The 22,980-nt window shown below is 73.8% G+C and carries 23 protein-coding genes and 1 riboswitch; of the genes, 17 read left to right on the top strand and 6 right to left on the bottom strand.

What is annotated here, in order from left to right; all coding sequences use genetic code 11:
- Positions 1-200 precede the first annotated feature (200 nt).
- Positions 201-464, bottom strand: coding sequence for a type II toxin-antitoxin system Phd/YefM family antitoxin (locus ACF061_RS31665; protein WP_392270434.1), 264 nt, complete (start codon positions 462-464; stop codon positions 201-203).
- Positions 465-495: 31 nt separating this feature from the next.
- Entirely contained in the window at positions 496-852 is a 357-nt protein-coding gene (locus tag ACF061_RS31670) for an ANTAR domain-containing protein (protein ID WP_392270435.1), read from the bottom strand.
- A 316-nt stretch (positions 853-1,168) separates the two neighbouring features.
- On the opposite strand from ACF061_RS31670, the gene ACF061_RS31675 reads away from it, so the two are divergent.
- Together ACF061_RS31675 and ACF061_RS31680 are read left to right on the top strand one after the other, a co-directional pair.
- Positions 1,169-1,501, top strand: a complete 333-nt coding sequence (locus ACF061_RS31675; RefSeq protein ID WP_392270436.1) for a hypothetical protein — start codon at positions 1,169-1,171, stop codon at positions 1,499-1,501.
- Between the two features lie 335 nt (positions 1,502-1,836).
- A riboswitch (cyclic di-AMP (ydaO/yuaA leader) is annotated at positions 1,837-2,050 on the top strand.
- A 3-nt stretch (positions 2,051-2,053) separates the two neighbouring features.
- Positions 2,054-2,527 carry a C40 family peptidase gene (locus tag ACF061_RS31680; protein WP_392270437.1) on the top strand — a complete coding sequence of 158 codons (474 nt, stop codon included), beginning with the start codon at positions 2,054-2,056 and terminating at the stop codon, positions 2,525-2,527.
- Between the two features lie 55 nt (positions 2,528-2,582).
- Here the strand turns inward: ACF061_RS31680 and ACF061_RS31685 are convergent, their stop codons facing one another.
- Positions 2,583-3,080 (bottom strand): ATP-binding protein, encoded by a 498-nt coding sequence (locus ACF061_RS31685; protein WP_392270438.1) that lies wholly within the window; start codon positions 3,078-3,080, stop codon positions 2,583-2,585.
- A gap of 276 nt (positions 3,081-3,356) precedes the next feature.
- On the opposite strand from ACF061_RS31685, the gene ACF061_RS31690 reads away from it, so the two are divergent.
- Both ACF061_RS31690 and ACF061_RS31695 read left to right on the top strand, forming a co-directional pair.
- Positions 3,357-4,217: a helix-turn-helix domain-containing protein gene (locus ACF061_RS31690; RefSeq protein ID WP_392270439.1), complete on the top strand. Its 861-nt coding sequence runs from the start codon at positions 3,357-3,359 to the stop codon at positions 4,215-4,217.
- Between the two features lie 27 nt (positions 4,218-4,244).
- On the top strand, positions 4,245-4,475 hold the full coding sequence (locus ACF061_RS31695; RefSeq protein WP_392270440.1) for a DUF397 domain-containing protein: 231 nt from the start codon (positions 4,245-4,247) through the stop codon (positions 4,473-4,475).
- 42 nt (positions 4,476-4,517) lie between these two features.
- On the opposite strand, the gene ACF061_RS31700 is transcribed toward ACF061_RS31695, so the two are convergent.
- Complete coding sequence (locus ACF061_RS31700) at positions 4,518-5,645, bottom strand: 8-amino-7-oxononanoate synthase (protein ID WP_392270441.1); 1,128 nt, start codon at positions 5,643-5,645, stop codon at positions 4,518-4,520.
- Between the two features lie 148 nt (positions 5,646-5,793).
- Here ACF061_RS31700 and bioB point away from each other — a divergent pair, with 148 nt between their 5' ends.
- From bioB to mug, 12 genes are all read left to right on the top strand, one after another.
- On the top strand, positions 5,794-6,996 hold the full coding sequence (gene bioB / locus ACF061_RS31705; protein ID WP_392270442.1) for a biotin synthase BioB: 1,203 nt from the start codon (positions 5,794-5,796) through the stop codon (positions 6,994-6,996).
- Positions 6,989-8,287, top strand: coding sequence for an adenosylmethionine--8-amino-7-oxononanoate transaminase (locus ACF061_RS31710; protein WP_392270443.1), 1,299 nt, complete (start codon positions 6,989-6,991; stop codon positions 8,285-8,287). The genes bioB and ACF061_RS31710 overlap by 8 nt, the downstream gene beginning before the upstream one ends.
- Before the next feature lies 1 nt (position 8,288).
- Positions 8,289-9,017 (top strand): dethiobiotin synthase, encoded by a 729-nt coding sequence (gene bioD, locus ACF061_RS31715; protein WP_392270444.1) that lies wholly within the window; start codon positions 8,289-8,291, stop codon positions 9,015-9,017.
- Positions 9,018-9,082: 65 nt separating this feature from the next.
- The gene (locus ACF061_RS31720; protein WP_392270445.1) at positions 9,083-9,781 is read left to right on the top strand and encodes a class I SAM-dependent methyltransferase; all 699 of its coding nucleotides are present in this window, start codon (positions 9,083-9,085) and stop codon (positions 9,779-9,781) included.
- Between the two features lie 221 nt (positions 9,782-10,002).
- Positions 10,003-10,866: an ABC transporter ATP-binding protein gene (locus tag ACF061_RS31725; RefSeq protein ID WP_392270446.1), complete on the top strand. Its 864-nt coding sequence runs from the start codon at positions 10,003-10,005 to the stop codon at positions 10,864-10,866.
- Positions 10,867-10,871: 5 nt separating this feature from the next.
- Complete coding sequence (locus tag ACF061_RS31730) at positions 10,872-13,439, top strand: ABC transporter permease (protein ID WP_392270447.1); 2,568 nt, start codon at positions 10,872-10,874, stop codon at positions 13,437-13,439.
- Between the two features lie 131 nt (positions 13,440-13,570).
- Positions 13,571-14,005 (top strand): GNAT family N-acetyltransferase, encoded by a 435-nt coding sequence (locus tag ACF061_RS31735; RefSeq protein WP_392270448.1) that lies wholly within the window; start codon positions 13,571-13,573, stop codon positions 14,003-14,005.
- 151 nt (positions 14,006-14,156) lie between these two features.
- A complete protein-coding gene (locus tag ACF061_RS31740) occupies positions 14,157-15,563 on the top strand; it encodes a hemolysin family protein (RefSeq protein ID WP_392270449.1) in 1,407 nt (468 codons plus the stop codon).
- Positions 15,560-16,573 carry a hemolysin family protein gene (locus ACF061_RS31745; RefSeq protein ID WP_392270450.1) on the top strand — a complete coding sequence of 338 codons (1,014 nt, stop codon included), beginning with the start codon at positions 15,560-15,562 and terminating at the stop codon, positions 16,571-16,573. Before ACF061_RS31740 ends, ACF061_RS31745 begins: the two co-directional genes overlap by 4 nt.
- 268 nt (positions 16,574-16,841) lie before the next feature.
- Positions 16,842-17,648: an SGNH/GDSL hydrolase family protein gene (locus tag ACF061_RS31750; protein WP_392270451.1), complete on the top strand. Its 807-nt coding sequence runs from the start codon at positions 16,842-16,844 to the stop codon at positions 17,646-17,648.
- A gap of 176 nt (positions 17,649-17,824) precedes the next feature.
- A complete protein-coding gene (gene purB / locus ACF061_RS31755) occupies positions 17,825-19,267 on the top strand; it encodes an adenylosuccinate lyase (protein WP_392270452.1) in 1,443 nt (480 codons plus the stop codon).
- Entirely contained in the window at positions 19,264-19,848 is a 585-nt protein-coding gene (gene mug, locus ACF061_RS31760; RefSeq protein WP_392270525.1) for a G/U mismatch-specific DNA glycosylase, read from the top strand. Before purB ends, mug begins: the two co-directional genes overlap by 4 nt.
- Before the next feature lie 157 nt (positions 19,849-20,005).
- Here the strand turns inward: mug and ACF061_RS31765 are convergent, their stop codons facing one another.
- Positions 20,006-20,449: a hypothetical protein gene (locus tag ACF061_RS31765; protein ID WP_392270453.1), complete on the bottom strand. Its 444-nt coding sequence runs from the start codon at positions 20,447-20,449 to the stop codon at positions 20,006-20,008.
- A gap of 231 nt (positions 20,450-20,680) precedes the next feature.
- Between ACF061_RS31765 and ACF061_RS31770 the strand changes: the two genes are divergently transcribed.
- Positions 20,681-21,838 carry an ROK family transcriptional regulator gene (locus ACF061_RS31770; RefSeq protein WP_392270454.1) on the top strand — a complete coding sequence of 386 codons (1,158 nt, stop codon included), beginning with the start codon at positions 20,681-20,683 and terminating at the stop codon, positions 21,836-21,838.
- A gap of 195 nt (positions 21,839-22,033) precedes the next feature.
- Here ACF061_RS31770 and ACF061_RS31775 read toward each other — a convergent pair whose 3' ends face one another.
- A complete protein-coding gene (locus tag ACF061_RS31775) occupies positions 22,034-22,795 on the bottom strand; it encodes a GntR family transcriptional regulator (RefSeq protein ID WP_392270455.1) in 762 nt (253 codons plus the stop codon).
- Positions 22,796-22,980 lie beyond the last annotated feature (185 nt).

The raw sequence follows: 22,980 nt of genomic DNA on the forward strand, positions 1-22,980 counted from the left end.
CGGCGCCACGGGCCACCGCCGCCCCCGTGCCGCGGACCGGGCAGGCCGTCGCGGTCGGTACCCGCCGCGTCCCCGGACCGCGGCCCGGGGACGCGGGCGCGCTCGGGACGGGGGTCAGCGCCGGGCGCTGACTCCCCCGTCCTCATCGCGGTCCGGGAACGCGGGTGTGCTCCGGAGGGGGGTCAGCACCGGGTCGGTGATCAGTGGTGTTCCGCGGCGACGCCGGAACGCGCCGCTCGTGCGGCGCCGCCGGCCCGTTCCCGGCCCATGAGACCCACGTCGATCACCTGTTCCCCGGCCGGCTCCCCGGACTCCTCGAGCCGTGCCAGGTCGGCGGCGGAGACCAGCGCGACCAGGGCCTTGCCGTGCCGGGTGACCACGACGCGCTCCCCGCCGTAGACCACCCGGTTGATCAGGTCGGCGAGCTCGGCCCGGGCTCGCGTCACCGGAATCTCGTGGGCCATGTCCCCAGCTTACGGGCGTCCGCCGCCGCCCTCAGGGCTTCGCCCGGCCCGTGAGGCGCTGCGAGTGCCGGTCGAGCGCCCGCCTCAGCTCCTCCAGTTCGGTGTCGGACAGAGCGCCGCCCTGCGCGAACTTCAGGACGTGCTCGGCGACCGTGCGCAGCTTGGTGTTCGTGCGCTGGGAGACCTCGCGCAGCACCCGCCAGGCGTCCTCGGGGGGCATCCGCCCGAAGGCCACCACGGCGCCGATGGCCTGGTCTATGACCGCGTGCGAGCCCAGGGCGTGCTGCAACTGGTCGATCTCCTCGTGCAGCCGCTCGTGCTCCAGCACCAGATCGGTGACGGACAGCGGCTGGAGGGGGTGCCGCCTGGAAATCGCGAAGAACACCATCGGAGATTCCCTGGGTCGTGGAGCGGCCGGAGTTCCATCTCCAGCTTGCGCCAGGAGGACGGCGCGCACGACCGGAGACCGGCGGCTCGAACCCTCCCCCACGCTCGCGTACGTCCTGTACGTTTTTCACGAAGCCGTCGCGCTCCCACCAGCGGCCGCCGCTCCCGTGGGCGCCGCTCACCCGCCGACCGGACCAGCCGCCCCGCGGAGGACCGTGCCATGACCCGACCGCCCGCCCACCGCCCACCGCCGGAGTCCGCCGAGCGCGCGCTCGGCGGTCCGGCGCCTTCGGGCCGCCGAGCGCGCTGAGGCGCCGATGCCACCGCCCCCGCACGAGCCGTCCCAGCCCTCCGAGCCGCCGGCGCTGCCCGCGCTGACCCGCGCCGAGGCGGAGCTGATCGACTGTTACCTCGACGTGGTGGACCTCCTCGGCCGGATCAACCCGGGTCGGCGCGAGGACACCTATGGCGGGCTGAGGGCCGCTCAGGCCCTGGTCCGCAAAGCTGCCGAACTGCGCGACGCGCTCGCGCTGATGCACCAACGGAACGAGACCGAGCTGCACACCGCCACCCTGGCGCGGGCGCTGCGCGCGCTGGACGGCGAGCGGCGTGCCGCCCGGGTCACCCTGCCGCCCGACCGGGCCAGTTGAGCCGCACGCGGTCACGCGACCGCGGGCGACGCCGGCGGCACGCACGGGCGTAAGCCGAAACGGACCAAACGACGTACCGCCTTTCGGCTAGAAAAACCCGTGTTCCCGAGGCGCTTCCGGTTGCGCGACGCGCCTGCCCGGATGGCGGAATGGCGTGTTCCGGTGCTGGTCCGGGCGTCGCCGTGGGACCAGACGGACGTTCGAGTGCACGAGCGTCCACCCGAACGGGTGAGTGGTGAGTAACAACACAAATCCCCGGTTCCGTTGGGATTTTCGGACATCCGTAGGTGAAGATCCGTGTCTGACGACAAGCCCCCGCCACAGCGGCGGGGCGGTCCGGGCGGACGCCGAATCCTGCCGCCGCCCGGACAACCGGTCGACGGGAGTGGATCGGCAGGAGTGGAGGACCCGAGCACGACGGGTCGCCGGAACGGTCGCACCTCGGCCGTACCGAGCAGCCCTTGGGGTGAAGCCGCGACAACGCGGCCGGGCAACTTCGCCAGCCCGAATCCGACAGGTCATCCTTCACAGGCGGCTGACGAAGGGTTGCGCATGACTGCGCTCAATCGTGTCCCGTCGTTCATGGCCCGGGCCGGCACGGCCTCGGCCCTGACCATCGCCGCCGTGGGCGGCTCGATCGTGGTGCCGGGCGCCGCCTCCGACGCCTCCGCCGCGACGCTCGCGACGAAGGCGCTCCAGATCGCGGCGTCCAAGAAGGGTTCCCCCTACCAGTGGGGAGCGACGGGACCGCGACGGTTCGACTGCTCCGGGCTCACGCTGTACTCGTTCAAGAGGGCGGGCAAGAAGCTGCCCCGCACGGCCGAACAGCAGTACAACAAGTCCCGGCACATCTCAGCGAGCAGCCGCCGCGCGGGTGACCTGGTGTTCTTCCACTCGGGCTCGTACGTCTACCACGTCGGCATCTACGCCGGCGCGGGCAAGATCTGGCACGCGCCGAAGACCGGGGACGTGGTGCGGCTGCAGAAGATCTGGACCAGGAGCGTCTGGTACGGCCGGGTCAGCTGATCCGCCCGAGGGCGGTGACGGCCGGCCGAGGCGCCGTCACCGCCCTCGGGCCCTCTCAGTGTCCGGCCCCGGGCTCCGGCCCACGGGACTCGGGCGACGAGTCCCGTCGGCCCGCCGTCCGTGCGGGGCGGCCCGGCGCCGTCCAGGGGAGTTCGATGCGGACCGTCTTGCCGCCCTCCCGGGTGCGCCGCACGGTCAGTCTGCCGCCGCACTCCGCGGCCAGCCATCGGATGATCACCATGCCCCGGCCGTTGTCCTGCTGGACAGCGGCCGGCAGTCGTTTCGGTAACCGCGGATGGCTGTCGGTCACCCCGATGCTCAACAGCTCGTCGCGTTCGAGGACGAGGTCCACCGTGAAGGTGGGCGACTGCCCGAGGGTGTGCTGCACGGCGTTGGTGGCGAGCTCCGAGACGATGAGCCGCACGGTGTCGGCGGTCTCCGTCCCCGCGGGCAGGCCCCACTCCGCCAGGGCGCCCACCGCGTAGGCGCGGGCGGCGGAGACCGAGGCGGGATCGCTCGGCAGAGTGACGGATGCTTCCAGGTGGTCTGCCATGGCGATGTTCGTCCCCTTCCCACGGGACCGTGGTCCGGCACGGAGCGGATGGTTCGAGTACGGTCCCGGACTGGTGGTTCGCCGTCAGACTGCCACCACGACGACGGCACCGGTGGCGATCCCCCGAGATATGCATATATCTGTCGCTCGAAGCGGTGAACTCTGCGGCGGTCGACCGCGCGCCGCGCGGATCGTCCTGTGCCGTGGCACGGGTCCCGGCCGCGGCGCCGAGCGCCGAAGCCGCCGCCGGGAGCCGGGAGGGAGTGGGAAGTGTCCATGCAGCACGGTCCCGTGGTGCGCCGCCGGAAGCTCGGCGCCGAACTGCGCACGCTGCGCACCGGAGCGGGTCTCACCAGCGGGGAGGCGGCCCGGCTGGTGGGCTGGCACCAGTCGAAGGTGAGCCGGATCGAAACCGGGGCCAGCGGGGTGAAACCGGCCGACGTACGGCTACTGCTGGACGCCTACGCGGTCCACGACCCCCAACTGCGCGATCTGCTGCTGGTGTTGGCGGGATCCGGGGACGGTGACGACCGGCGCCACTGGTGGCACGCCTACCGCGGCGTACTGCCGCCGACCTACCGGGACTTCATCAGTCTGGAGTCCCAGGCGACCGCGATGCGGACCCTGGAGACCTCCGTCGTCCCCGGGCTGCTCCAGACGCCCGAGTACGCGCGCGCGGTGACCCGGGCCGCCGTGGACGGACTCGACGACGAGCGGCTGGACGCCCTGGTGGAGGTGCGGCTGGCCCGGCAGGACGTCCTGCGGGCCGATCCGCCGCTCGAGCTGAACGCGGTGCTCGACGAGGCGGTCCTGCGCCGGGAGGTCGGTGGCCCGGAGGTCATGGCGCGTCAGCTGGAACGGCTGACCGAGGCGGCACGGCTGCCGCAAGTCCGGTTGCAGGTGCTGCCGTTCGCGGCGGGCGCGCACATCGGCATCACCGGCCCTTTCGTTGTCTTCTCGTTTTCGAACACTTCTGATCTGGATGTGGTCGTTCTCGACCACTTGACGAGTAGCCTCTATCTCGATCGGAAAGAAGACCTTGAGGCCTACACCGAGGCCTTCGACGCCCTTCGGTTCCATGCCCTTTCGACCGAGGACTCGTTGGACTTCATCGCAGGGATGCGCCGGAACACCTGACGGCGCGCGAACGCGTAAGGAGGCTCCATGTCCGCTCTGCCGCGGAACCTATCGTCCAGCACCGATCTGCACGGCGTGCGATGGCTGCGCAGCAGCTACAGCACGGGGGCGAACAACTGCGTCGAGGCGGCCCGGCCGGTGTCGGGCCCGGACGCCGGACTGTTCGCCGTGCGCGACTCCAAGGCCCCGGCCGGGCCCGCACTGCTCTTCTCACCCGGGAGCTGGGCGGACTTCACGGCCGCGGTGCACCGCATCTGACCGCGACTCCCCCCTGGCGACGCACGGCCGTGTCACGCCGACTCATGGTCGCGTTTCGCCGATGACCCGTACGGCGTGGTCGATCTGCGCCTCGGAGAGGTCCGCGCGGGCGGTCAGCCTGAGCCGTGAGATGCCGTCGGGCACGGAAGGAGGACGGAAGCAGCCCACGGCCAGGCCCGCCGCACGGCAGTCCGCCGCCCATCGCACGGCGCCCTCCGGGGACGGCGCGCGCACGGAGACCACCGCGGCGTCCGGGCGCACGGCCTCCAGCCCCGCGGCGGTCAGCCGGGCGTGCAGTCCGGCCGCCACCGCGCGGGCCCGCGCCGCCCGCTCCGGTTCCCGGCGCAGCAGTCCCAGGGCGGCCAGGGCCGCCCCCGCCGCCGCGGGGGCCAGGCCCGTGTCGAAGATGAACGTCCGTGCCACGTTGACCAGATGGTCGATCACCAGGGCGGGCCCGAGCACGGCTCCGCCCTGGCTGCCCAGCGACTTGGACAGCGTCACCGTCACGACCACGTCCCCGGCGCCGGCCAGCCCCGCCGCCCGGGCGGCGCCGCGACCGCCGGCGCCCAGCACACCGAGGCCGTGGGCGTCGTCCACGACCAACCCCGCGCCCCGCTCCCGGCACACCGCCGCGAACTCCGCCAGCGGCGCCGCGTCGCCGTCGACCGAGAACACCGTGTCGGAGACGAGGACGGCCGGCCCCTCGTGCGCGCCGAGCGCCTTGCGCGCGGCCTCCGGGTCGCTGTGCGCCACCACCTGTGTGGTGGCGCGGGCCAGCCGGCAGCCGTCGATGAGCGAGGCGTGGTTGCCCGCGTCCGAGACGATCAGCGAACCGTGCGGGGCGAGCGTGGTGACCGCGGCGAGGTTGGCCGCGTATCCGGACGAGAACACCAGCGCCGCCTCGAAGCCGCAGAAGTCGGCCAGTTCGCGCTCCAGCCCGGTGTGCAGTTCGGTGGTGCCGGTGACCAGCCGGGAGCCCGTGGCGCCGCCGCCCCAGGCGCGCGCCGCGGCCGCGGCCCCCTCGGTCACCTCGGGGTGGCGGGCCAGCCCCAGGTAGTCGTTGCTCGCCAGGTCGAGGAGCGGGGAGTCGGCGGAGCGGGGGCGCAGGGTCCGTGTCAGCCCGGCGCGGCGGCGCGCGTCCGCCTGGTCGTCGATCCAGCCGAACGCCATGGGTCCTCCGGAGGCTTTTGTAGGCAGTGCACAGACCCTAGCGGCCCGACCAGCCGCCCATGGTGTGGTGATACCCACACGTGGAAGCGTCTCTGTTGTGCGAACCCTCCTTGGCCGCGGGCGGCCCGGTAGGCCAGGATCGACTTCCATGGACCTCCTGAACACGCTCGTGGACAAGGGGCTTCGGCGCGAACCGCCGACCCGCGAGGAAGCCCTGGCCGTGCTGGCCGGCTCCGACGACGACCTGCTCGACGTGGTGGCGGCGGCGGGGAAGGTGCGCCGCCACTGGTTCGGCCGGCGGGTGAAACTCAACTACCTCGTCAACCTCAAGTCCGGGCTCTGCCCCGAGGACTGCTCGTACTGCTCCCAGCGGCTCGGTTCGAAGGCCGACATCCTCAAGTACACCTGGCTCAAGCCCGACGAGGCCTCCGCGGCGGCGGCGGCCGGGCTGGCCGGCGGCGCCAAGCGGGTCTGCCTGGTGGCCAGCGGGCGCGGTCCGACGGACCGTGACGTCGACCGGGTGTCGGAGACCATCAAGGCCATCAAGGACCAGAACGAGGGCGTCGAGGTGTGCGCCTGTCTCGGACTGCTCTCCGACGGCCAGGCGGAGCGGCTGCGCGCGGCCGGGGCCGACGCCTACAACCACAACCTCAACACCTCCGAGTCGACCTACGGCGACATCACCACCACCCACACCTACGCCGACCGGGTGGACACGGTGAACAAGGCGCACTCGGCCGGGCTGTCCGCCTGTTCCGGGCTGATCGCCGGAATGGGCGAGAGCGACGAGGACCTGGTGGACGTCGTCTACTCGCTGCGCGAGCTGGACCCGGACTCCGTTCCGGTGAACTTCCTGATCCCGTTCGAGGGCACCCCGCTCGCCAAGGAGTGGAACCTGACCCCGCAGCGCTGCCTGCGGATCCTCGCCATGGTGCGGTTCGTCTGCCCGGACGTGGAGGTCCGCATCGCGGGCGGCCGCGAGGTGCACCTGCGCTCCATGCAGCCGCTCGCCCTGCACCTGGCCAACTCCATCTTCCTCGGCGACTACCTGACGAGCGAGGGCCAGGCCGGCAGGGCCGACCTGGACATGATCGCGGACGCCGGGTTCGAGGTGGAGGGCGCCGACCAGGTCACCCTGCCGGAGCACCGGGCGGCTGCCGCAGGCGGCTGCGGGTCGCACCGGGACACTGGCTGCGGATCGCACGCCGAGACCGCCTGCGGGTCGCACGGGGACGCGGGGGTGTGCGGTTCCGGCGCCGGGGCCGCCGGGCCCGGGGGCAGCGAGCCCCGCACCGATCTGGTGACCGTGCGCCGCCGGGGCGCGGGAACGGACCTCGCGCCCAATGCCTGATCTGTCCGGCCCTTCCGGTACGGGCGTGTCCGCGCTCCTGGACCTCGACCGGCGGCACGTGTGGCACCCGTACGGTCCGATGCCGGGCCGCGGGGAACCGCTCGTGGTCGAGTCCGCGAGCGGGGTCCGGCTGCGGCTCGCGGACGGCTCCGGCGAACTGGTCGACGGCATGTCCTCGTGGTGGGCCGCGATCCACGGCTACAACCATCCGGTGCTCAACGAGGCGGTCCGCGATCAGCTGGAGCGGATGAGCCACGTGATGTTCGGCGGGCTCACCCACGAGCCCGCCGTCCGTCTCGCCAAGCTGCTCGTCGACATGTCGCCCGACGGCCTCGAACACGTCTTCCTCGCCGACTCCGGCTCGGTGTCGGTCGAGGTCGCCGTCAAGATGTGCCTGCAGTACTGGCGTTCGCTCGGCCGCCCGGAGAAGCGGCGGCTGCTGACCTGGCGGGGCGGCTACCACGGCGACACCTGGCAGCCGATGGCCGTGTGCGACCCCGAGGGCGGGATGCACGAGCTGTGGACCGGCGTGCTGCCGCGCCAGGTCTTCGCGGACGCTCCGCCGGCCGGGTACGAGGAGGCGTACGCCGCCCATCTGCACGACATGATCGAACGGCACGCGGACGAAGTGGCCGCCGTGATCGTCGAGCCGGTGGTGCAGGGCGCGGGCGGGATGCGGTTCCACTCCCCCGCGTATCTGCGGGTGCTGCGCGAGGCGTGCGACGCGCACGACGTGCTGCTGGTGTTCGACGAGATCGCGACCGGGTTCGGCCGCACCGGCGCGCTGTTCGCGGCCGAGCACGCGGCGGTCGCACCCGACGTGATGTGCGTGGGCAAGGCACTGACCGGCGGCTACCTGACGCTGGCGGCGACGCTGTGCACCCCGCGGGTGGCCGACGGGATCTCCCGGGGCGAGGTGCCGGTGCTGGCGCACGGCCCGACGTTCATGGGCAACCCGCTGGCGACGGCCGTCGCCTGCGCCTCGATCGAACTGCTGCTCGGCCAGGACTGGCGGACGGAGGTCGAACGGATCGAGGCGGGCCTGCGGCACGGCCTGGCGCCGGCGGCCGAGCTCGAAGGCGTGCGGGACGTCAGGGTCCTGGGCGCCATCGGGGTCGTCCAGCTCGACCGTCCGGTGGACATCGCCGCGGCGACCCGGGCCGCGGTGCGCGAGGGCGTGTGGCTGCGGCCGTTCCGGGACCTTGTGTACACGATGCCGCCGTACGTCGTGGACGACGTGGACGTGGCACGGATCGCGCGCGCGGTGTGCGCGGCGGCACGGGAGGGATGAGATGCCGGTACTGGTGATCACGGGCACGGGCACGGAGGTCGGCAAGACGGTCACGACGGCGGCCGTCGCCGCGGCGGCCGCCGCGGCCGGCCGGTCGGTGGCCGTGCTGAAGGCCGCCCAGACGGGTGTGGGTCCGCACGAGCGTGGGGACGGCGCCGAGGTCGTACGGCTGGCCGGTCCGGTGACCTGGGCCGAAGTCGCCCGCTACCCCGAGCCGTTGGCGCCCGGAACGGCGGCGCTGCGGGCCGGTCTGCCGCCGGTGCGTCCGCAGGAGGTGGCCGAGGCCGCCGCCAAGCTGGCCACCGAGCACGACCTTGTGCTGGTCGAGGGTGCGGGCGGGCTGCTGGTGCGGTTCGACGAGGCGGGCGGAACGCTGGCGGACGCGGCCCAGCTGCTGCGGGCCCCGGTCCTGGTCGTCGCCTCGCCCGGCCTCGGCAACCTGAACATCACCGAGCTGACCGCCCGTGAACTGCGCTCGCGCGGACTGGATCCGCTCGGCGTGGTGATCGGCAGCTGGCCCGCCGAGCCCGATCTCGCCACCCGCTGCAACGTCGCCGACCTGCCGCAGGTGGCCGGCGCTCCCCTGCTGGGCGCGCTGCCCGACGGCGCCGGCGCCCTGGCACCCGCCGACTTCCGGGCGGCCGCCCGGGACTGGCTGGCGCCGCGGCTGCACGGCACCTGGGACGCGGCGGCGTTCACGGTGCGGGAGGCCCCGCCCCCGTTCGCCTAGTGGGGTGTGTGGCAGGCCGGCGCGGGGGAGGCTCTCCGTAGGCCTGTCCTGTCCGGGAGGTAGCCATGCCGCTGCGGTCAGCCGGTCCCGGCAAGGTGGCACGGGATCCCGTCCACCACCCGTGGTTCGCCCGCTGCTACACCCGGCTCAGCGTGGCGGCGGAGACCGGGATGGGCATGGCCGGGGTGCGGGAGCGGCTGCTCGCCGGGCTGTCCGGCCGGGTGATCGAGATCGGCGCGGGCAACGGGCTCAACTTCGCGCACTACCCGGGTACGGTCGCGGAGGTCGTCGCGATCGAGCCGGAGCGCCTGCTGCGGCGCGAGGCCGTGTCGGCGGCCCTGCGCGCGGAGGTCCCGGTCGACGTGGTGCCGGGCTGCGCGGAGGCGCTGCCGGTCAAGAGCGAGGCGTTCGACGCGGTGGTGCTCTCGCTGGTCCTGTGCAGCGTGCGCGATCTGCCTCGGGCCCTTGCCGAGGTGCTGCGGGTGCTGCGACCGGGTGGCGAGGTGCGGTTCTTCGAGCACGGCAGGGGCGGCGGCCGGGCGATGGCCCTCACCCAGCGCGCCCTGGACCGCACGGTGTGGCCGCTGTTGAGCGGCGGCTGCCATCTGGCCCGCGATCCGATCTCCGCCCTGCGCGCGGCCGGGTTCTCGCTCGGCCCCTACCGGCAGGTGCTGATGCCCGCGAGCGGTCCCGTTCTGCCCACCTCGTTCTGCTCGCTCGGCACCGCCTGGCGGCCGGTCCCGGACGGGCCGGCCGGGCGCTGATCACGGCGTCCCCCGCTCGCCCGGTGTCCCGCTCGCCCAGCGCCCTTCGCTCGTCCGGCCTCGCCCGCGACGCCGGGGCCACCGGGCGGGTCCCGGGGCGCGGATCCGGCTCGGCTCATCGGGGGATACCAGGGGTGCGCCCGCTCACATTAGGCTCAGCGGGGGACAAAGCAGTCGTATCCCCTCATGTGCAGCGTCGACCGACCATCGAGGAGGCCGCCGTGTCCACACCTGCCGCGACGCCGGGCCGGGCGCCGTCCGCCGGGACCGCGGCCCGGGCCCGCGGGCTGACCAAGGCGTACGGGTCGGGCGAGACCGCCGTGCTGGCGCTGGACTCGGTGGACGTGGACATCGCGCGCGGCCGGTTCACCGCGGTCATGGGCCCTTCCGGCTCCGGCAAGTCCACCCTCATGCACTGCCTGGCGGGGCTCGACACGGTCTCGGCCGGGCAGGTGTGGATCGGCGGCACCGAGATCACGGGACTGAGGGACCGCGAGCTGACCCGGCTGCGCCGGGACCGGATCGGCTTCATGTTCCAGTCGTTCAACCTCATCCCCACGCTGAACGCGCTGGAGAACATCACCCTGCCGATGGACATCGCGGGCCGCGCCCCCGACGAGCGGTGGCTGAACCGGGTCATCGACACCCTGGGACTGAGGAACCGGCTGGGGCACCGGCCGGCCCAGCTCTCCGGCGGCCAGCAGCAGCGCGTGGCCTGCGCGCGGGCGCTCGTCTCGCGGCCCGAACTCATCTTCGCCGACGAGCCGACCGGCAATCTGGACTCACGGGCCGGCCTGGAGGTGCTCGGCTTCCTGCGGGACGCCGTCGACAACCTCGGGCAGACGGTCGTCATGGTGACCCACGACCCGGGCGCCGCGGCCCACTCCGACCTCGTGCTCTACCTGGCGGACGGGCGGATCGTGGACGAGATGGCGCATCCGACGGCCCAGGCGGTGCTGGAGCGCGTGCGCCTGTTCGCCCGGGACGGCGCCCCGTCGCCCGGTCCCGGTCCGGTCGGCGGCCGGTTCGCCGGGGACGGGAGCCCGCTGCGCGACGGCAACGACGCCGCCGTCGAGGAGGCCTGAGGGACGTGCTCAAGGCGACACTGCGCAGTTTCCTCGCCCACAAGGGGCGGCTGCTCATGTCGGCCCTGGCCGTCGTGCTGTCGGTGGCCTTCGTCGCGGGCAGCCTGATCTTCTCCGACACCGTCGGCCGCACCTACGACCGCCTCTTCGCCTCGACCGCCGCCGATGTGACGGTGGGGCCGAAGCAGGACCTCACGCCACCGGTGCCGAGCGGCGCGGTGCAGACCGTGCCCGCCTCGCTCGCCCGGCGCGTGGCCCGGGTGCCCGGGGTCGCGGCCGCCCGCGTGGACGCGGTCGTGGACAACGTGGTGGTCGTCGACGACCGGAACCAACCCGTCGGCCCGACCACCGGCGCGTCCACCACCGTCCGCAACTGGGAGGACACCGGCCGCAGCCCGGTCAGGCTGACCTCCGGTCACGCCCCGCACGGGGACGGGCAGGCGCTGCTGGACGCCGACACGGCCGGGCACCAGCACCTGCGGATCGGCGACACGCTGACGGTGCGGGCACGGCCGGGCACGTTCCGGGTGCGGATCGTCGGCATCACCACCTTCACCACCACCAACCCGGGCGCGGCCCTCCTCTGCCTCGACACCCCGACGGCACAGACCAGGCTGCTCGGCTCCACCGCCCGCGCGACCGGCATCGCGGTGGACGCGGCCCGGGGCGTCACCGACACGGAGCTGAGGCGGCGCGTCGGCGCGGCGGTCGGCACCGGGACGTACGACGTGAAGACCGCCGCCGAGCAGGCCAGGTCGGCCGCCGAGAGCCTGGGCGGGTTCCTGGGCGTCATCAAGTACGTGATGCTCGGCTTCGCCGGGATCGCGGTGCTCGTCGGCGTCTTCCTGATCGTCAACACCTTCTCGATGCTGATCGCCCAGCGCACCCGCGAACTGGGCCTGCTCCGCGCCCTGGGCGCCGACCGGCGGCAGGTGCGGCGGTCGGTGCTGACCGAGGCGGTACTGCTCGGGCTGGCCGGCTCCACACTGGGCCTGGCGGCCGGGATCGGGCTCGCCGCCGGTCTCATGAGGCTCATGGGCGCGTTCGGCATGCGCCTGCGGGTGGACGAGATGGTCATCGGCCGGGCCACACCCGTCGCGGCGTACGTCGTCGGTGTCGCCGTGACGTTCGTGGCGGCCTACCTTCCGGCCCGCCGCGCCGCGGCCGTGTCCCCCATGGCGGCGCTCGCGGACGCCGAGGTCGCCGACGCCGGACGGCCGCTCCGGGTGCGCGCGGCGGTGGGGGCGGTCCTCGGGACGGCCGGCGCGGGCGCGCTCACCGGCTGCGGGACGGCGAGCACGACCGCGACCGCCGTCTCGCTGCTCGGGCTCGGCGTCGTCCTCACCCTGATCGCGACCGTGGTCGCCGGGCCGCTGCTGGCGCGCCCGCTGATCCGGGTGCTGGGCGGGGCGTTCCCGGCGCTCTTCGGCTCCGTCGGGCGGATGAGCCAGCGCAACGCCCTGCGCAACCCGCGCCGCACCGGTGCGACGGCGGCGGCGCTGATGGTGGGTCTGGCACTGGTCGGCGGGATGTCGGTGGCCGGCGCCTCCATGACCCGGTCCATCGACCATCAGATCGACAGGACGCTCGGCGCCGACTACATCGTGCAGAACCGTAGCTTCATACCGTTCCCGCCGGAGATCACCGAGAAGGTCCGCGCCACCCCGGGCGCGGGCGTCGTCGTACGGCAGCGGCTGGTGGAGGTCGCGGTGCGGCTGCCGGACGGCAGGCGGGTCGAGACGGCCGCCTCGGGCTTCGACCGGCCACTGGACGCCGTCGCGCACATCAAGTACGCGGCCGGGAACTCGGCGGCGGCACTGGCCGACGGGCACCTGGCCATGGACGTGGGCTTCGCCCGGAAGCACGGCGTACGGCTGGGCAGCGTGCTGCCCACCGAGTTCCAGGGAGGGGGCCGGGCCGGACTGACGGTGGGCGCCCTGACCCACCAGCAGCAGGCCCAGGGGTTCGGTCTGCAGGGCGGTCTGTACTTCGGCATCGGCACGGTCGACCGGTACGAGCCCGGCACGCAGGACGCCGCCCTGTACGTCGACGCCGCTCCCGGCACCGGCACCGGCCTGTTGCGCGCCCGGCTGGAGCGGACGCTCGTCCCCTATCCCAATGTGCAGGTCCGGGACCAGGCCGACTACAAGAAACTGGTGCACGACCAGATCGCGGTGCTGCTCTACCTCGTCTACGCGCTGCTCGGGCTGGCCATCGTCATCGCGGTGCTCGGCGTGGTGAACACACTCGCCCTGTCGGTGGTGGAGCGGACGCGCGAGATCGGGCTGCTGCGGGCCATCGGGCTGGCCCGGCGGCAACTGCGGCGGATGATCCGGCTGGAGTCGGTGGTGATCTCGGTCTTCGGGGCGGTCCTGGGACTGGTAGTGGGGGTGGTGTGGGGGGTGTGCGCCCAGCGGGTGCTGGCCCTGCAGGGCATGACCGCGCTGGCGATCCCGTGGGGCACCATCGCCGCCGTCGTGGTCGGGTCGGCGTTCGTGGGGGTCGTGGCGGCCCTGCTGCCGGCGCTGCGGGCGTCGCGCATGAACGTGCTGGCGGCCATCGCGCACGAGTGAGGAACCGCGGCAGTCAGGCACGAACACGGAGGCGGAAGCCCCCGCGGCGGGACCGGTGCCGTCGACGTGCCGGTGTGTCCGGATCCTGGAAATCGCGTTCCGCGGCCGGCCGGGAGTGGTGTGATCACCGCATGACAGAGCCGCGCATACGCCCCGCGACCGCCGACGACATCGACGCCGTGCTGGCCTTCTGGCGGACGGCCGCGGAGGGCACGAGCATCACCGACGACCGGGACGGCGTGCGGCGGCTGGTGGCCCGCGACCCCGGGGCGCTGCTGCTCGCGGAGCGGGCCGGCGAGCTGGTCGGCACGGTCATCGCGGGCTTCGACGGCTGGCGCTGCCACCTGTACCGGCTGGCGGTGCGCCCGGACCGCCGGCGCCGGGGCATCGGCTCGGCGCTGCTGGCCGCCGCCGAGGAGCGGTTCGCACGGCTGGGCGGGCGGCGCGGGGACGCGATGGTGCTGACCCGCAACGAGCGCGCGCACCACGCCTGGCGTGCGGCCGGGTACGCCCCCGAGGAGCACTGGCGCCGCTGGGTGAAGCCGCTGGCGGACCGGTCGGACTGACCCACCACGGCTTTTTGCCCATCCTTTACCCTTGGAGGAGCACTCGATCCTCCATGAAAGGTTGTGAGCGTCCGTCCATGGGCGAGCCTCCCGGCGATGACCGCCGCGCGATCCCCCTTGTCCTGTCCGACCATGGGAGGGGGGTGACCCGATGACCGAAGTCCTCCTCCTGCTCGTGGCGGTGCTGCTGTCGCTGGCCTGCGGCGCGTTCGTCGCGGCGGAGTTCTCGCTGACCACCGTCGAGCGCGGCGCCCTGGAGCGCGCGGCGGAACGCGGCGAGCGCGGCGCCGCCGGCGCGCTCAAGGCCGTACGGAACCTGACGTTCCAGCTCTCCGGCGCCCAGCTCGGCATCACGGTCACCAACCTGGTGGTCGGCATGCTCGCCGAGCCGTCCATCGCCAAGCTCATCGCCGGTCCGATCCAGGCGCTCGGCCTGTCCCGGTCCGCGGCGACATCGGTGGCGCTGGTGCTGGGCACCGCACTGTCCACGGTGTTCCTGATGGTCGTCGGCGAGCTGGTCCCCAAGAACTGGGCGATCTCCTCGCCGCTCGCGATCGCCAAGCGGGTGGCCACCCCGCAGCGCTGGTTCAGCTCGGCCTTCCGCCCGTTCATCACGCACCTCAACAACACGGCGAACCGCGTGGTGCGCCGGCTGGGGGTGGAGCCCGCCGAGGAGCTCGCCTCCGCGCGCGGCCCCCAGGAGCTGGCCGCGCTGGCCCGGCACTCCGCCAAGGAGGGCGCCCTGGAGGCGGACACCGCCGAGCTGTTCGTGCGCACCCTCAACCTCGCCGACCTGACCGCGGAGAACGTGATGACGCCGCGTGTCCAGGTCGTCGCCCTGGACGCCCAGGCGACCTGCGAGGACGTGGCGAACGCGACCCGGGCGACCGGGCTGTCCCGCTTCCCCGTGTACCGCGGCAACCTCGACTCGGTGGTGGGAACGGCCCACGTCAAGGACGTGCTGGCGGTACCCGCCGAGCGGCGGCTGAACCTGCGCGTCTCCGAGATCATGCGCGAGCCGATGCTCGTGCCCGAGTCCCTGACCGTCGACCGGCTGCTGGACCGGCTGTCCGGCCGGCGCACGATGGCGGTCGTCATCGACGAGTACGGCGGCACGGCGGGAGTGGCGACGCTGGAGGACATCGTCGAGGAGGTCGTCGGCGACGTGCGCGACGAGCACGACCCGCACGAGACGCCCGACCTGGCCCCGGCCGGGGCCGACGCGCAGGGCCGCGGCCTGTACTCGGCCGACGGCTCCGCGCGCGTGGACCAGCTGGCGCGCGTCGGGCTGAGGGTGCCCGACGGCCCCTACGAGACGCTCGCCGGACTGGTCGCCGCCGAACTCGGCCGGATACCCCAGACCGGTGACGTCCTGCAGGTCGCCGGGTGGCGGCTGGACGTGGTGGACGCGGGCGGGCGCCGGGCCGCGCGGGTGCTGCTGCACGCCCCGCTCGACGACGAGCCGGACGAGGAACGCCCCGGACACGACAGGCACCGGGGCGAAGGCTCCGGCAGACAGGGCAAGCACCCGGACGAGGGGAAGAGGGCCGGCCGGTGACCGCCGTACAGATCCTGATCGGACTGGCGACCCTGGTCGTCAACGCCTTCTTCGTGGGCGCCGAGTTCGCGCTGATCTCGGTGCGCCGCAGCCAGGTGGAGCCGTACGCCGAGGAGGGCGACCGGCGTGCCAGGAGCGTGCTGTGGGGCCTGCAGCACGTCTCCGCGCTGCTGGCGGCCGCCCAGCTCGGCATCACCCTGTGCACGCTGGTCCTCGGCGTGGTGGCGGAGCCCGCGATCGCGCACCTGCTGGAGCCGGCGTTCCACGCGATCGGCGTGCCGGCCGCCGCGGGCCACGCGGTGTCGTTCGTGATCGCCCTGGGCCTGGCGACGTATCTGCACATGCTGCTGGGCGAGATGGTGCCGAAGAACATCGCGCTCGCCGAGCCGGTGCGCAGCGCGCTGCTGCTGGGGCCGCCGCTGGTCGCCCTGTCCCGGGCCCTGCGTCCGGTGATCTTCACGGTGAACACGTTCGCGAACACGCTGCTCAAGCTGTTGCGGGTGGAGGCGAAGGACGAGGTGTCGGCGACCTTCACGGACACCGAGCTGGCGGAGATCGTCAAGGACGCCAGTGAGGCCGGTCTGATCGACGACCGGGCGCAGGAGCGGCTGCACGACGCCCTGGAGCTGGGCAGCCGGCCTGTGCGGGACGTGGTGCTCCCGCTGGAACGCGTCGTCTACGCCCGTCTCGGGGTCACCCCGCAGCAGCTCGAACGGTTGTCGGCCGAGTCCGGCTTCTCCCGCTTCCCCGTGGTGGACGAGGGCCGCCGGATCATCGGCTACCTGCATGTGAAGGACGCCCTGGACGCCTCGCCGAGCACCGAGCCGTTCCGACTGCGGGACATGCGCCCGATCGCCCGGGTGCGGGAGGGCACTCCGCTGGACGACGTGCTCACGGCGATGCGCGGCAGCCGCACCCATCTTGCGGCCGTGCTGGGCGCGGACGGACGGCTGGCCGGCCTGGTGACCATGGAGGACGTGCTGCGGGAGCTGTTCGGTCAACGGGTCTGACAGCGGGTCCGGGAGCGGGCCCGGCCGCAGGGTCGGGAGCGGGCCGCAGGTGCAGGAACGGGTCCGGGAGCGGTCCCGGCCGCAGGGCCGGGAGCGGCCGCGGGTCCGGCCACAGGTCCGTGCGCCGCTCCGGCCACAGGTCCGTGCGCCGCTCCGGCCGCGGGTCCGTGCGCCGCTCCGGCCGCGGGTCCGGGCGGAGCGGCGACCCGCACAGCCGGACCGACCGCTTGGTATGCGTTGGACGCGTCGGGTTACCATCGCTCACGCCATGCAGACGAATCCCACACACACCAGTCTGGTCGCGGTCGGCGACTCGTTCACCGAGGGCATGTCGGACCTGCTGCCCGACGGCTCCTACCGCGGCTGGGCCGACCTCCTGGCGGCCCGGATGGCCGCCCGTACGCCCGGTTTCCGGTACGCCAACCTCGCCGTGCGCGGCAAGCTCATCGGGCAGATCGTCGACGAGCAGGTCGAGGTGGCCGCGGCCATGCGGGCCGACGTGGTGACGCTGGTGGGCGGGCTCAACGACACCCTGCGGCCCAAGTGCGACATGGGCAGGGTGCGGGGTCTGCTGACGGAGGCGGTGGAACGCCTGGCGCCCTCGTGCCGGCAGCTCGTGCTGATGCGCAGCCCGGGTCGGCAGGGCCCCGTCCTGGAGCGCTTCCGGCCGCGTATGGAGGAGCTGTTCACCTGCGTGGACGAGCTCGCCGACAAGCACGGGGCACTGGTCGTCGACCTGTACGGCGCGCCGTCGCTGGCCGACCCACGCATATGGGACGTGGACCGGCTGCACCTGACGGCCGAGGGCCACCGCCGGGTGGCGGAGGCCGTGTGGCAGTCGCTCGGGTACGAACCCGAGGACGCCGAGTGGCGCACACCGATGGCCGCGACCGTGCCACCGGGCTGGGCCAGCCGCCGGGTCGCGGACGCCCGCTTCGCCCGGCAGCACCTGCTGCCCTGGATAGGCCGGCGCCTGACCGGCCGCTCCTCCGGCGACGGCCGGCCTCCCAAGCGGCCCGAGCTGCTCCCCTACGACGACCCGGCGCGACCGCCCGCCGACGTGAAGCTCTCCTAGCTCCCGTCGTCCGGTCCGGGCCGGCTCGCGGGTCCGGCCCGGTCCGGGTCCGGACGGAGGAACCGGCTGCCGCGGTCGCCGGGACCCGCCCGGCTCCCGGCGGGTTCGTTCTCGTAGCTTCCGACGAGCACCCCCGCGGCGCTGGTCTGCACGAATCGCCAGTAGAATTCCGTCACGTGACTTCTGCGCCCGCCAAGCCCCGCATCCCGAACGTCCTCGCCGGACGCTACGCCTCCGCCGAGCTCGCCACGCTCTGGTCGCCCGAGCAGAAGGTGAGGCTGGAGCGGCAGCTCTGGCTCGCCGTGCTGCGCGCCCAGAAGGACCTCGGCATCGAGGTGCCGGACGAGGCGATCGCGGACTACGAGCGTGTCCTGGACCAGGTCGACCTGGCCTCGATCGCCGAGCGCGAGAAGGTCACGCGGCACGACGTGAAGGCACGGATCGAGGAGTTCAACGACCTCGCCGGGCACGAGCAGGTCCACAAGGGCATGACCTCCCGGGACCTGACGGAGAACGTCGAGCAGTTGCAGATCCGGCTCTCGCTGGAGCTCGTGCGGGACCGTACGGTTGCCGTGCTGGCACGGCTGGGGAAGCTGGCGGCGGAGTACGGCGAGCTGGTCATGGCCGGCCGCTCGCACAACGTGGCGGCGCAGGCCACGACGCTGGGCAAGCGGTTCGCCACCGCCGCCGACGAGCTGCTGGTGGCCCACGGGCGGGTCGAGGAGCTGCTGGCCCGCTACCCGCTGCGCGGCGTCAAGGGCCCGGTCGGCACCGCTCAGGACATGCTGGACCTGCTCGGCGGCGACGCGGCCAAGCTGGCGGAGCTGGAAGGGCGCGTCGCCCGCCACCTCGGCTTCTCGCAGGCCTTCACCTCGGTCGGCCAGGTCTACCCGCGCTCGCTGGACTACGAGGTCGTCACGGCGCTGGTGCAGCTCGCCGCGGCGCCCTCCTCGCTGGCGAAGACGATCCGGCTGATGGCCGGCCACGAGCTGGTCACCGAGGGCTTCAAGCCCGGCCAGGTGGGTTCCTCGGCGATGCCGCACAAGATGAACACCCGCTCCTGCGAGCGCGTCAACGGCCTCATGGTGATCCTGCGCGGCTACGCCTCGATGACCGGCGAGCTGGCGGGCGACCAGTGGAACGAGGGCGACGTGTCCTGCTCGGTGGTGCGCCGGGTCGCGCTGCCGGACGCGTTCTTCGCGCTGGACGGCCTGCTGGAGACGTTCCTGACGGTGCTCGACGAGTTCGGCGCGTTCCCCGCGGTCGTCGCCCGGGAGCTGGACCGCTACCTGCCGTTCCTCGCGACGACCAAGGTGCTGATGGGCGCGGTGCGGGCCGGCGTCGGCCGTGAGGTGGCGCACGAGGCGATCAAGGAGAACGCCGTCGCCACCGCGCTCGCGATGCGCGAGCAGGGCGCGGAGCGCAACGACCTGCTCGACAAGCTCGCCGCCGACGAGCGCCTCCCGCTCGACCGGGCGCGGCTGGACGCGCTCATGGCCGACAAGCTCTCCTTCACCGGTGCGGCGGCCGACCAGGTCGGCGTGGTGGTCGGCCGGATCGACGAGATCGTCAAGCAGCACCCGCAGGCCGCGGCCTACGCGCCGGGGGCGATCCTCTGACCCGCTTCACCCCCGCGGAGCTCGAGGCCGCCCGCGACCGTCCGGTACCGGACCTGGTCGCGGACGGCCTCCACGTGCTGTTCTGCGGCATCAACCCCGGCCTGATGACGGCGGCGACGGGCCACCACTTCGCCCGGCCCGGCAACCGTTTCTGGCCGGTGCTGCACCGGTCGGGGTTCACGCCGAGGCTGATGAAGCCCTCGGAGCAGGGCGAGCTGCTGTCGTACGGGCTGGGCATCACCAACGTCGTGGCCCGGCCCACCGCCCGGGCCGACGAACTGACCGCCGAGGAGTACCGCGAGGGCGGCCGGCTGCTGGCGCTGAAGGTGGCACGGCTGCGCCCCCGGTGGCTGGCCGTGGTCGGTGTCACCGCGTACCGGGCGGCTTTCGGCGACCGCAAGGCCCAAGTGGGGCCGCAGGAACGGTTGATCGGCGACACGCGGGTGTGGGTGCTGCCCAACCCGAGCGGGCTGAACGCGCACTGGACGGCCGAGACGATGGCGGAGGAGTTCGCCCGGCTGCGGGCGGCGGCGGCGGGGGACGCGCACATCGCGCCCGCCGGTCGCGCCGCGGCCGGGTGACGGCGGCCGGTCGGCGTGAGCGGACGCCCCGGCGCCCTCCGGTGCGTGCCGGTGCCGGACGGCCCGAGGGCGTGCCCGGCGTCGCCGTCCGCGGTGAGCTCCGGCGTGTCGGGGCCGGGCGGGCCGGATCACGCCCGAGCTGTCACGGCGCGACCGGTCACGGCGGGTCCACGTCGGTGACGATCGCGAGGAGCTGGAAGGGCCACTCCTCGTCCCACTGGGAGACGCCCAGGGCTACCCACCGGCCGGTCTCCCGCGCCCGCCACAGCTGGACGTCCGGCACATGCCCGCTGAGCCGGCCCCACGGCTCCGCCACGGCCTCCCCCTCCGTGGTCCGCGCCAACACGCTGTACAGGCTGAACACCTGGGGCGGGCCCCAGCGTTCGGTGAGCCGCTCCCCCAGTCCGTCCCGGTCGCACTCGTACTGCTCCGCCGTCTCCTCCCGCCGGGCGCCGTCGTCCTCCCGGAAGTCCTCGCTCGTCGCCAGTTCGGCTGTCCGGTAACCGGGGCCGGCCGGGCCGGTGTCCGTCCGGGTGGGCTCGGCGGGGAACGTCCCGGAGCACAGCCGGTCGATCGCGGCGAGCGCCTTGGCGATGTCCATGCGTTCCAGTAAAGCGGCCGCCACTGACAATTGGCGGTGCGTCAACCCGCTGACGGCCGTTGGCCCGGCCGCCGACGGGCCGTCGACGGGGCCCGCTCCGCGGCCTGCCCCACGGGTCGCGGCGCCGGATGCGACGGCCCGGCGTGGCGCCCTTGCCCTCCCGGCGGTCGCTGCCCCGGCCCGCGCCGAGTACGATCCGCCCAACACGCGCACGAGCTGGGAGGACGAACGTTGGGGCGGCTGACCGGCGGGGATCCCTCGCTGCTGCGCAGGATCAATTCCGCGGTGGTGCTGCACGCGCTGCGTGCCACGGACTGCGCCACGCTCACGGAGATCACCCGGGTGACCGGGCTGTCCCGGCCGACGGTCGAGGGCGTGGTCGAGGATCTCATCGGGGCGGGCCTGGTCGTCGAGAAGGCCGCCGAGGAGGGCGCCGCCCGACGACAGGGACGGCCCGCGCGTAGGTTCCGGTTCCGTGCCGAGGCCGGGCATCTGCTCGGCCTGGAGATCGGCGCTCACCGGGTCGCCGCGCTGCTGTCCGACCTGGACGGCCGGGTGGTCGGCGCCCAGGCCAAGGACGTGGACGAGACGGCCGACGCGGACGAGCGCCTGGAGCGGCTGCGCAGCGCCGTCGCCGAGCTGCTGCGCCGGGCCGGGGTCCCGCGCAGCTCACTGCGTGCCGTCGGGGTCGGCACGCCGGGGATCGTCGAGGCCGGCGGCATCGTACGGCTGGGCACCGCCCTGCCCGGCTGGACGGGGCTGAACCTGGGCGAACGGCTGAGCCGTTCGTTCAAGTGCCCGGTCCTGGTCGAGAACGACGCCAACGCCGCGGCGGTCGCCGAGCACTGGAAGGGCTCGGCCAAGGACTCCGACGACGTGGTGTTCGTGCTGGCCGGGCTGAGCCCGGGCGCCGGTGCGCTGATCGGCGGCCGGCTGCACCGCGGGTTCGGCGGGGCGGCCGGCGAGATCGGGGCGCTTCACCTGCTGGGCCGGGGGGAGACCCCCGAGACGCTGCTGTCGACCACGGACCAGCCGCTGCATCCGCTGGACGAGCAGGCGGTGGCGGCGGTCTTCGCACTGGCCCGCCAGGGCGACCGGCAGGCCCTGGCGGCGATGGACCGGTTCATCCGACGGCTCGTCCACGACGTGGCGGTGCTGGCGCTGGCCCTGGACCCGGAGCTGGTGGTCGTCGGCGGCTGGGCGGCCGGCCTGGACGGCGTGCTGGAGCCGCTGCGCCGCGAGCTGGCCCGCTACTGTCTGCGGCCCCCGCAGGTGACCCTGTCGATGCTGGGCGAGGCGGCGGTGGCGACGGGCGCCCTGCGGCTGGCGCTCGACCACGTGGAGGAGCAGCTCTTCGCGGTGGAGGGCACGGTGCCGGCCCGGCGCTGAGGCGCCCGCGCGCCGGGCCGGGGCCGGCGCGCGCGGCCGGACGCCCGTGCCCGTCGCGTGCCGGACGGCTCCGGGTGTCACGCAGGCGCGCGGCGGCCGTGGGCGGCCCCGGGCAGCCAGGGGCTTCCTCCGGCGGCCGTGGACTTCGCCCGGCGGCCGGATGCCTCGTTCAGGCGCGCCGGTCGCCGGCGGCGGTCACGAGGCGCGCCGCTCGGGACCGTGGTGGATCTCCACCCCGCCGGAGTCCCCGAAGGTCAGACGGCAGGTGTCGGCGCGGTAGGTGGCCACGGAGAGCGCGGCGGTGCGGCCCCCGGCGACGAAGCGGGTCGTGACGACGAGAACGGGGGCGCCGGGCAGCCGGTCCAGCTCCTTGGCGTCGTCCGCGCGGGCCGAGCCGAGTTCCACGGCGCGTTCCTGGCCCTCCAGTTCCAGGTGCTGCAGCTCACGCAGCACGGCACGAGCGCGCGCCGGTCCGGAGGGCGTGTCGATCGCGGTCAGGTCGGGGACCGACGACGCCGGGATGTGGAGCAGTTCGGCCGCGACCGGCTGGCCGTGGCTCACCCGGGACCGGCGCACCGTGTGCACGGCTTCCTCGGGGCCGGTCTCCAGGACGGCGGCGACGGCGGCCGGCGGGACGGCCTGCACGCAGTCCACGGGCTGCCAGGCGTCGCCGGCCGCGCCCGGCCAGGCGTGCTGCTCGGTGCCTACGGCCACTCCCACGCGCGGCGGCGCGACGGTCGTGCCGACACCGCGGCGGCGGTGCAGCCTGCCCTCCAGTTCCAGCTGTTCCAGGGCCTGGCGGAGCGTGGCACGGGCCACGCCGAAGCGGGCGGCCAGTTCCCGCTCGTTGGGCAGGATCTCGCCGACCGCGAACTCGGAGTCCAGTGCCTCACTGAGCACGGTCTTGAGATGCCAGTACTTCGGCTCCGGCACCGTTTCCAGTTGCGTGGTCCCCACCCTGTCCTCCGCAATCGCCGTGGTCCGGCGGCGTTTTAGCGCCCTTGTTTATTAAAGGTTGTTGTACTTATCTGCGACCATAAAGCCGCCCCCACCCTTGGTCAAGACCAATCCTCGGCCGCTTGTGCCGTACACCGCCGTGGTGCCGCACAGCGTTCACGAGGCGTTCGCACAGAGTCGCGTTT

This window comes from Streptomyces sp. NPDC015220, assembly GCF_043079345.1.
Lineage (GTDB): Bacteria > Actinomycetota > Actinomycetes > Streptomycetales > Streptomycetaceae > Streptomyces.

What these genes read in the sequence shown, in the direction of transcription:
- ACF061_RS31675 (WP_392270436.1), top strand. Translation starts at nt 1,169, where the DNA reads ATGCCACCGCCCCCGCACGAGCCGTCCCAGCCCTCCGAGCCGCCGGCG.
- bioB (WP_392270442.1), top strand. Translation starts at nt 5,794, where the DNA reads ATGGACCTCCTGAACACGCTCGTGGACAAGGGGCTTCGGCGCGAACCG.
- ACF061_RS31710 (WP_392270443.1), top strand. Translation starts at nt 6,989, where the DNA reads ATGCCTGATCTGTCCGGCCCTTCCGGTACGGGCGTGTCCGCGCTCCTG.
- ACF061_RS31740 (WP_392270449.1), top strand. Translation starts at nt 14,157, where the DNA reads ATGACCGAAGTCCTCCTCCTGCTCGTGGCGGTGCTGCTGTCGCTGGCC.
- ACF061_RS31750 (WP_392270451.1), top strand. Translation starts at nt 16,842, where the DNA reads ATGCAGACGAATCCCACACACACCAGTCTGGTCGCGGTCGGCGACTCG.
- ACF061_RS31665 (WP_392270434.1), bottom strand. Translation starts at nt 464, where the DNA reads ATGGCCCACGAGATTCCGGTGACGCGAGCCCGGGCCGAGCTCGCCGAC.
- ACF061_RS31720 (WP_392270445.1), top strand. Translation starts at nt 9,083, where the DNA reads ATGCCGCTGCGGTCAGCCGGTCCCGGCAAGGTGGCACGGGATCCCGTC.
- ACF061_RS31735 (WP_392270448.1), top strand. Translation starts at nt 13,571, where the DNA reads ATGACAGAGCCGCGCATACGCCCCGCGACCGCCGACGACATCGACGCC.
- ACF061_RS31690 (WP_392270439.1), top strand. Translation starts at nt 3,357, where the DNA reads ATGCAGCACGGTCCCGTGGTGCGCCGCCGGAAGCTCGGCGCCGAACTG.
- bioD (WP_392270444.1), top strand. Translation starts at nt 8,289, where the DNA reads ATGCCGGTACTGGTGATCACGGGCACGGGCACGGAGGTCGGCAAGACG.
- ACF061_RS31695 (WP_392270440.1), top strand. Translation starts at nt 4,245, where the DNA reads ATGTCCGCTCTGCCGCGGAACCTATCGTCCAGCACCGATCTGCACGGC.
- ACF061_RS31765 (WP_392270453.1), bottom strand. Translation starts at nt 20,449, where the DNA reads ATGGACATCGCCAAGGCGCTCGCCGCGATCGACCGGCTGTGCTCCGGG.
- ACF061_RS31700 (WP_392270441.1), bottom strand. Translation starts at nt 5,645, where the DNA reads ATGGCGTTCGGCTGGATCGACGACCAGGCGGACGCGCGCCGCCGCGCC.
- ACF061_RS31680 (WP_392270437.1), top strand. Translation starts at nt 2,054, where the DNA reads ATGACTGCGCTCAATCGTGTCCCGTCGTTCATGGCCCGGGCCGGCACG.
- ACF061_RS31685 (WP_392270438.1), bottom strand. Translation starts at nt 3,080, where the DNA reads ATGGCAGACCACCTGGAAGCATCCGTCACTCTGCCGAGCGATCCCGCC.
- ACF061_RS31670 (WP_392270435.1), bottom strand. Translation starts at nt 852, where the DNA reads ATGGTGTTCTTCGCGATTTCCAGGCGGCACCCCCTCCAGCCGCTGTCC.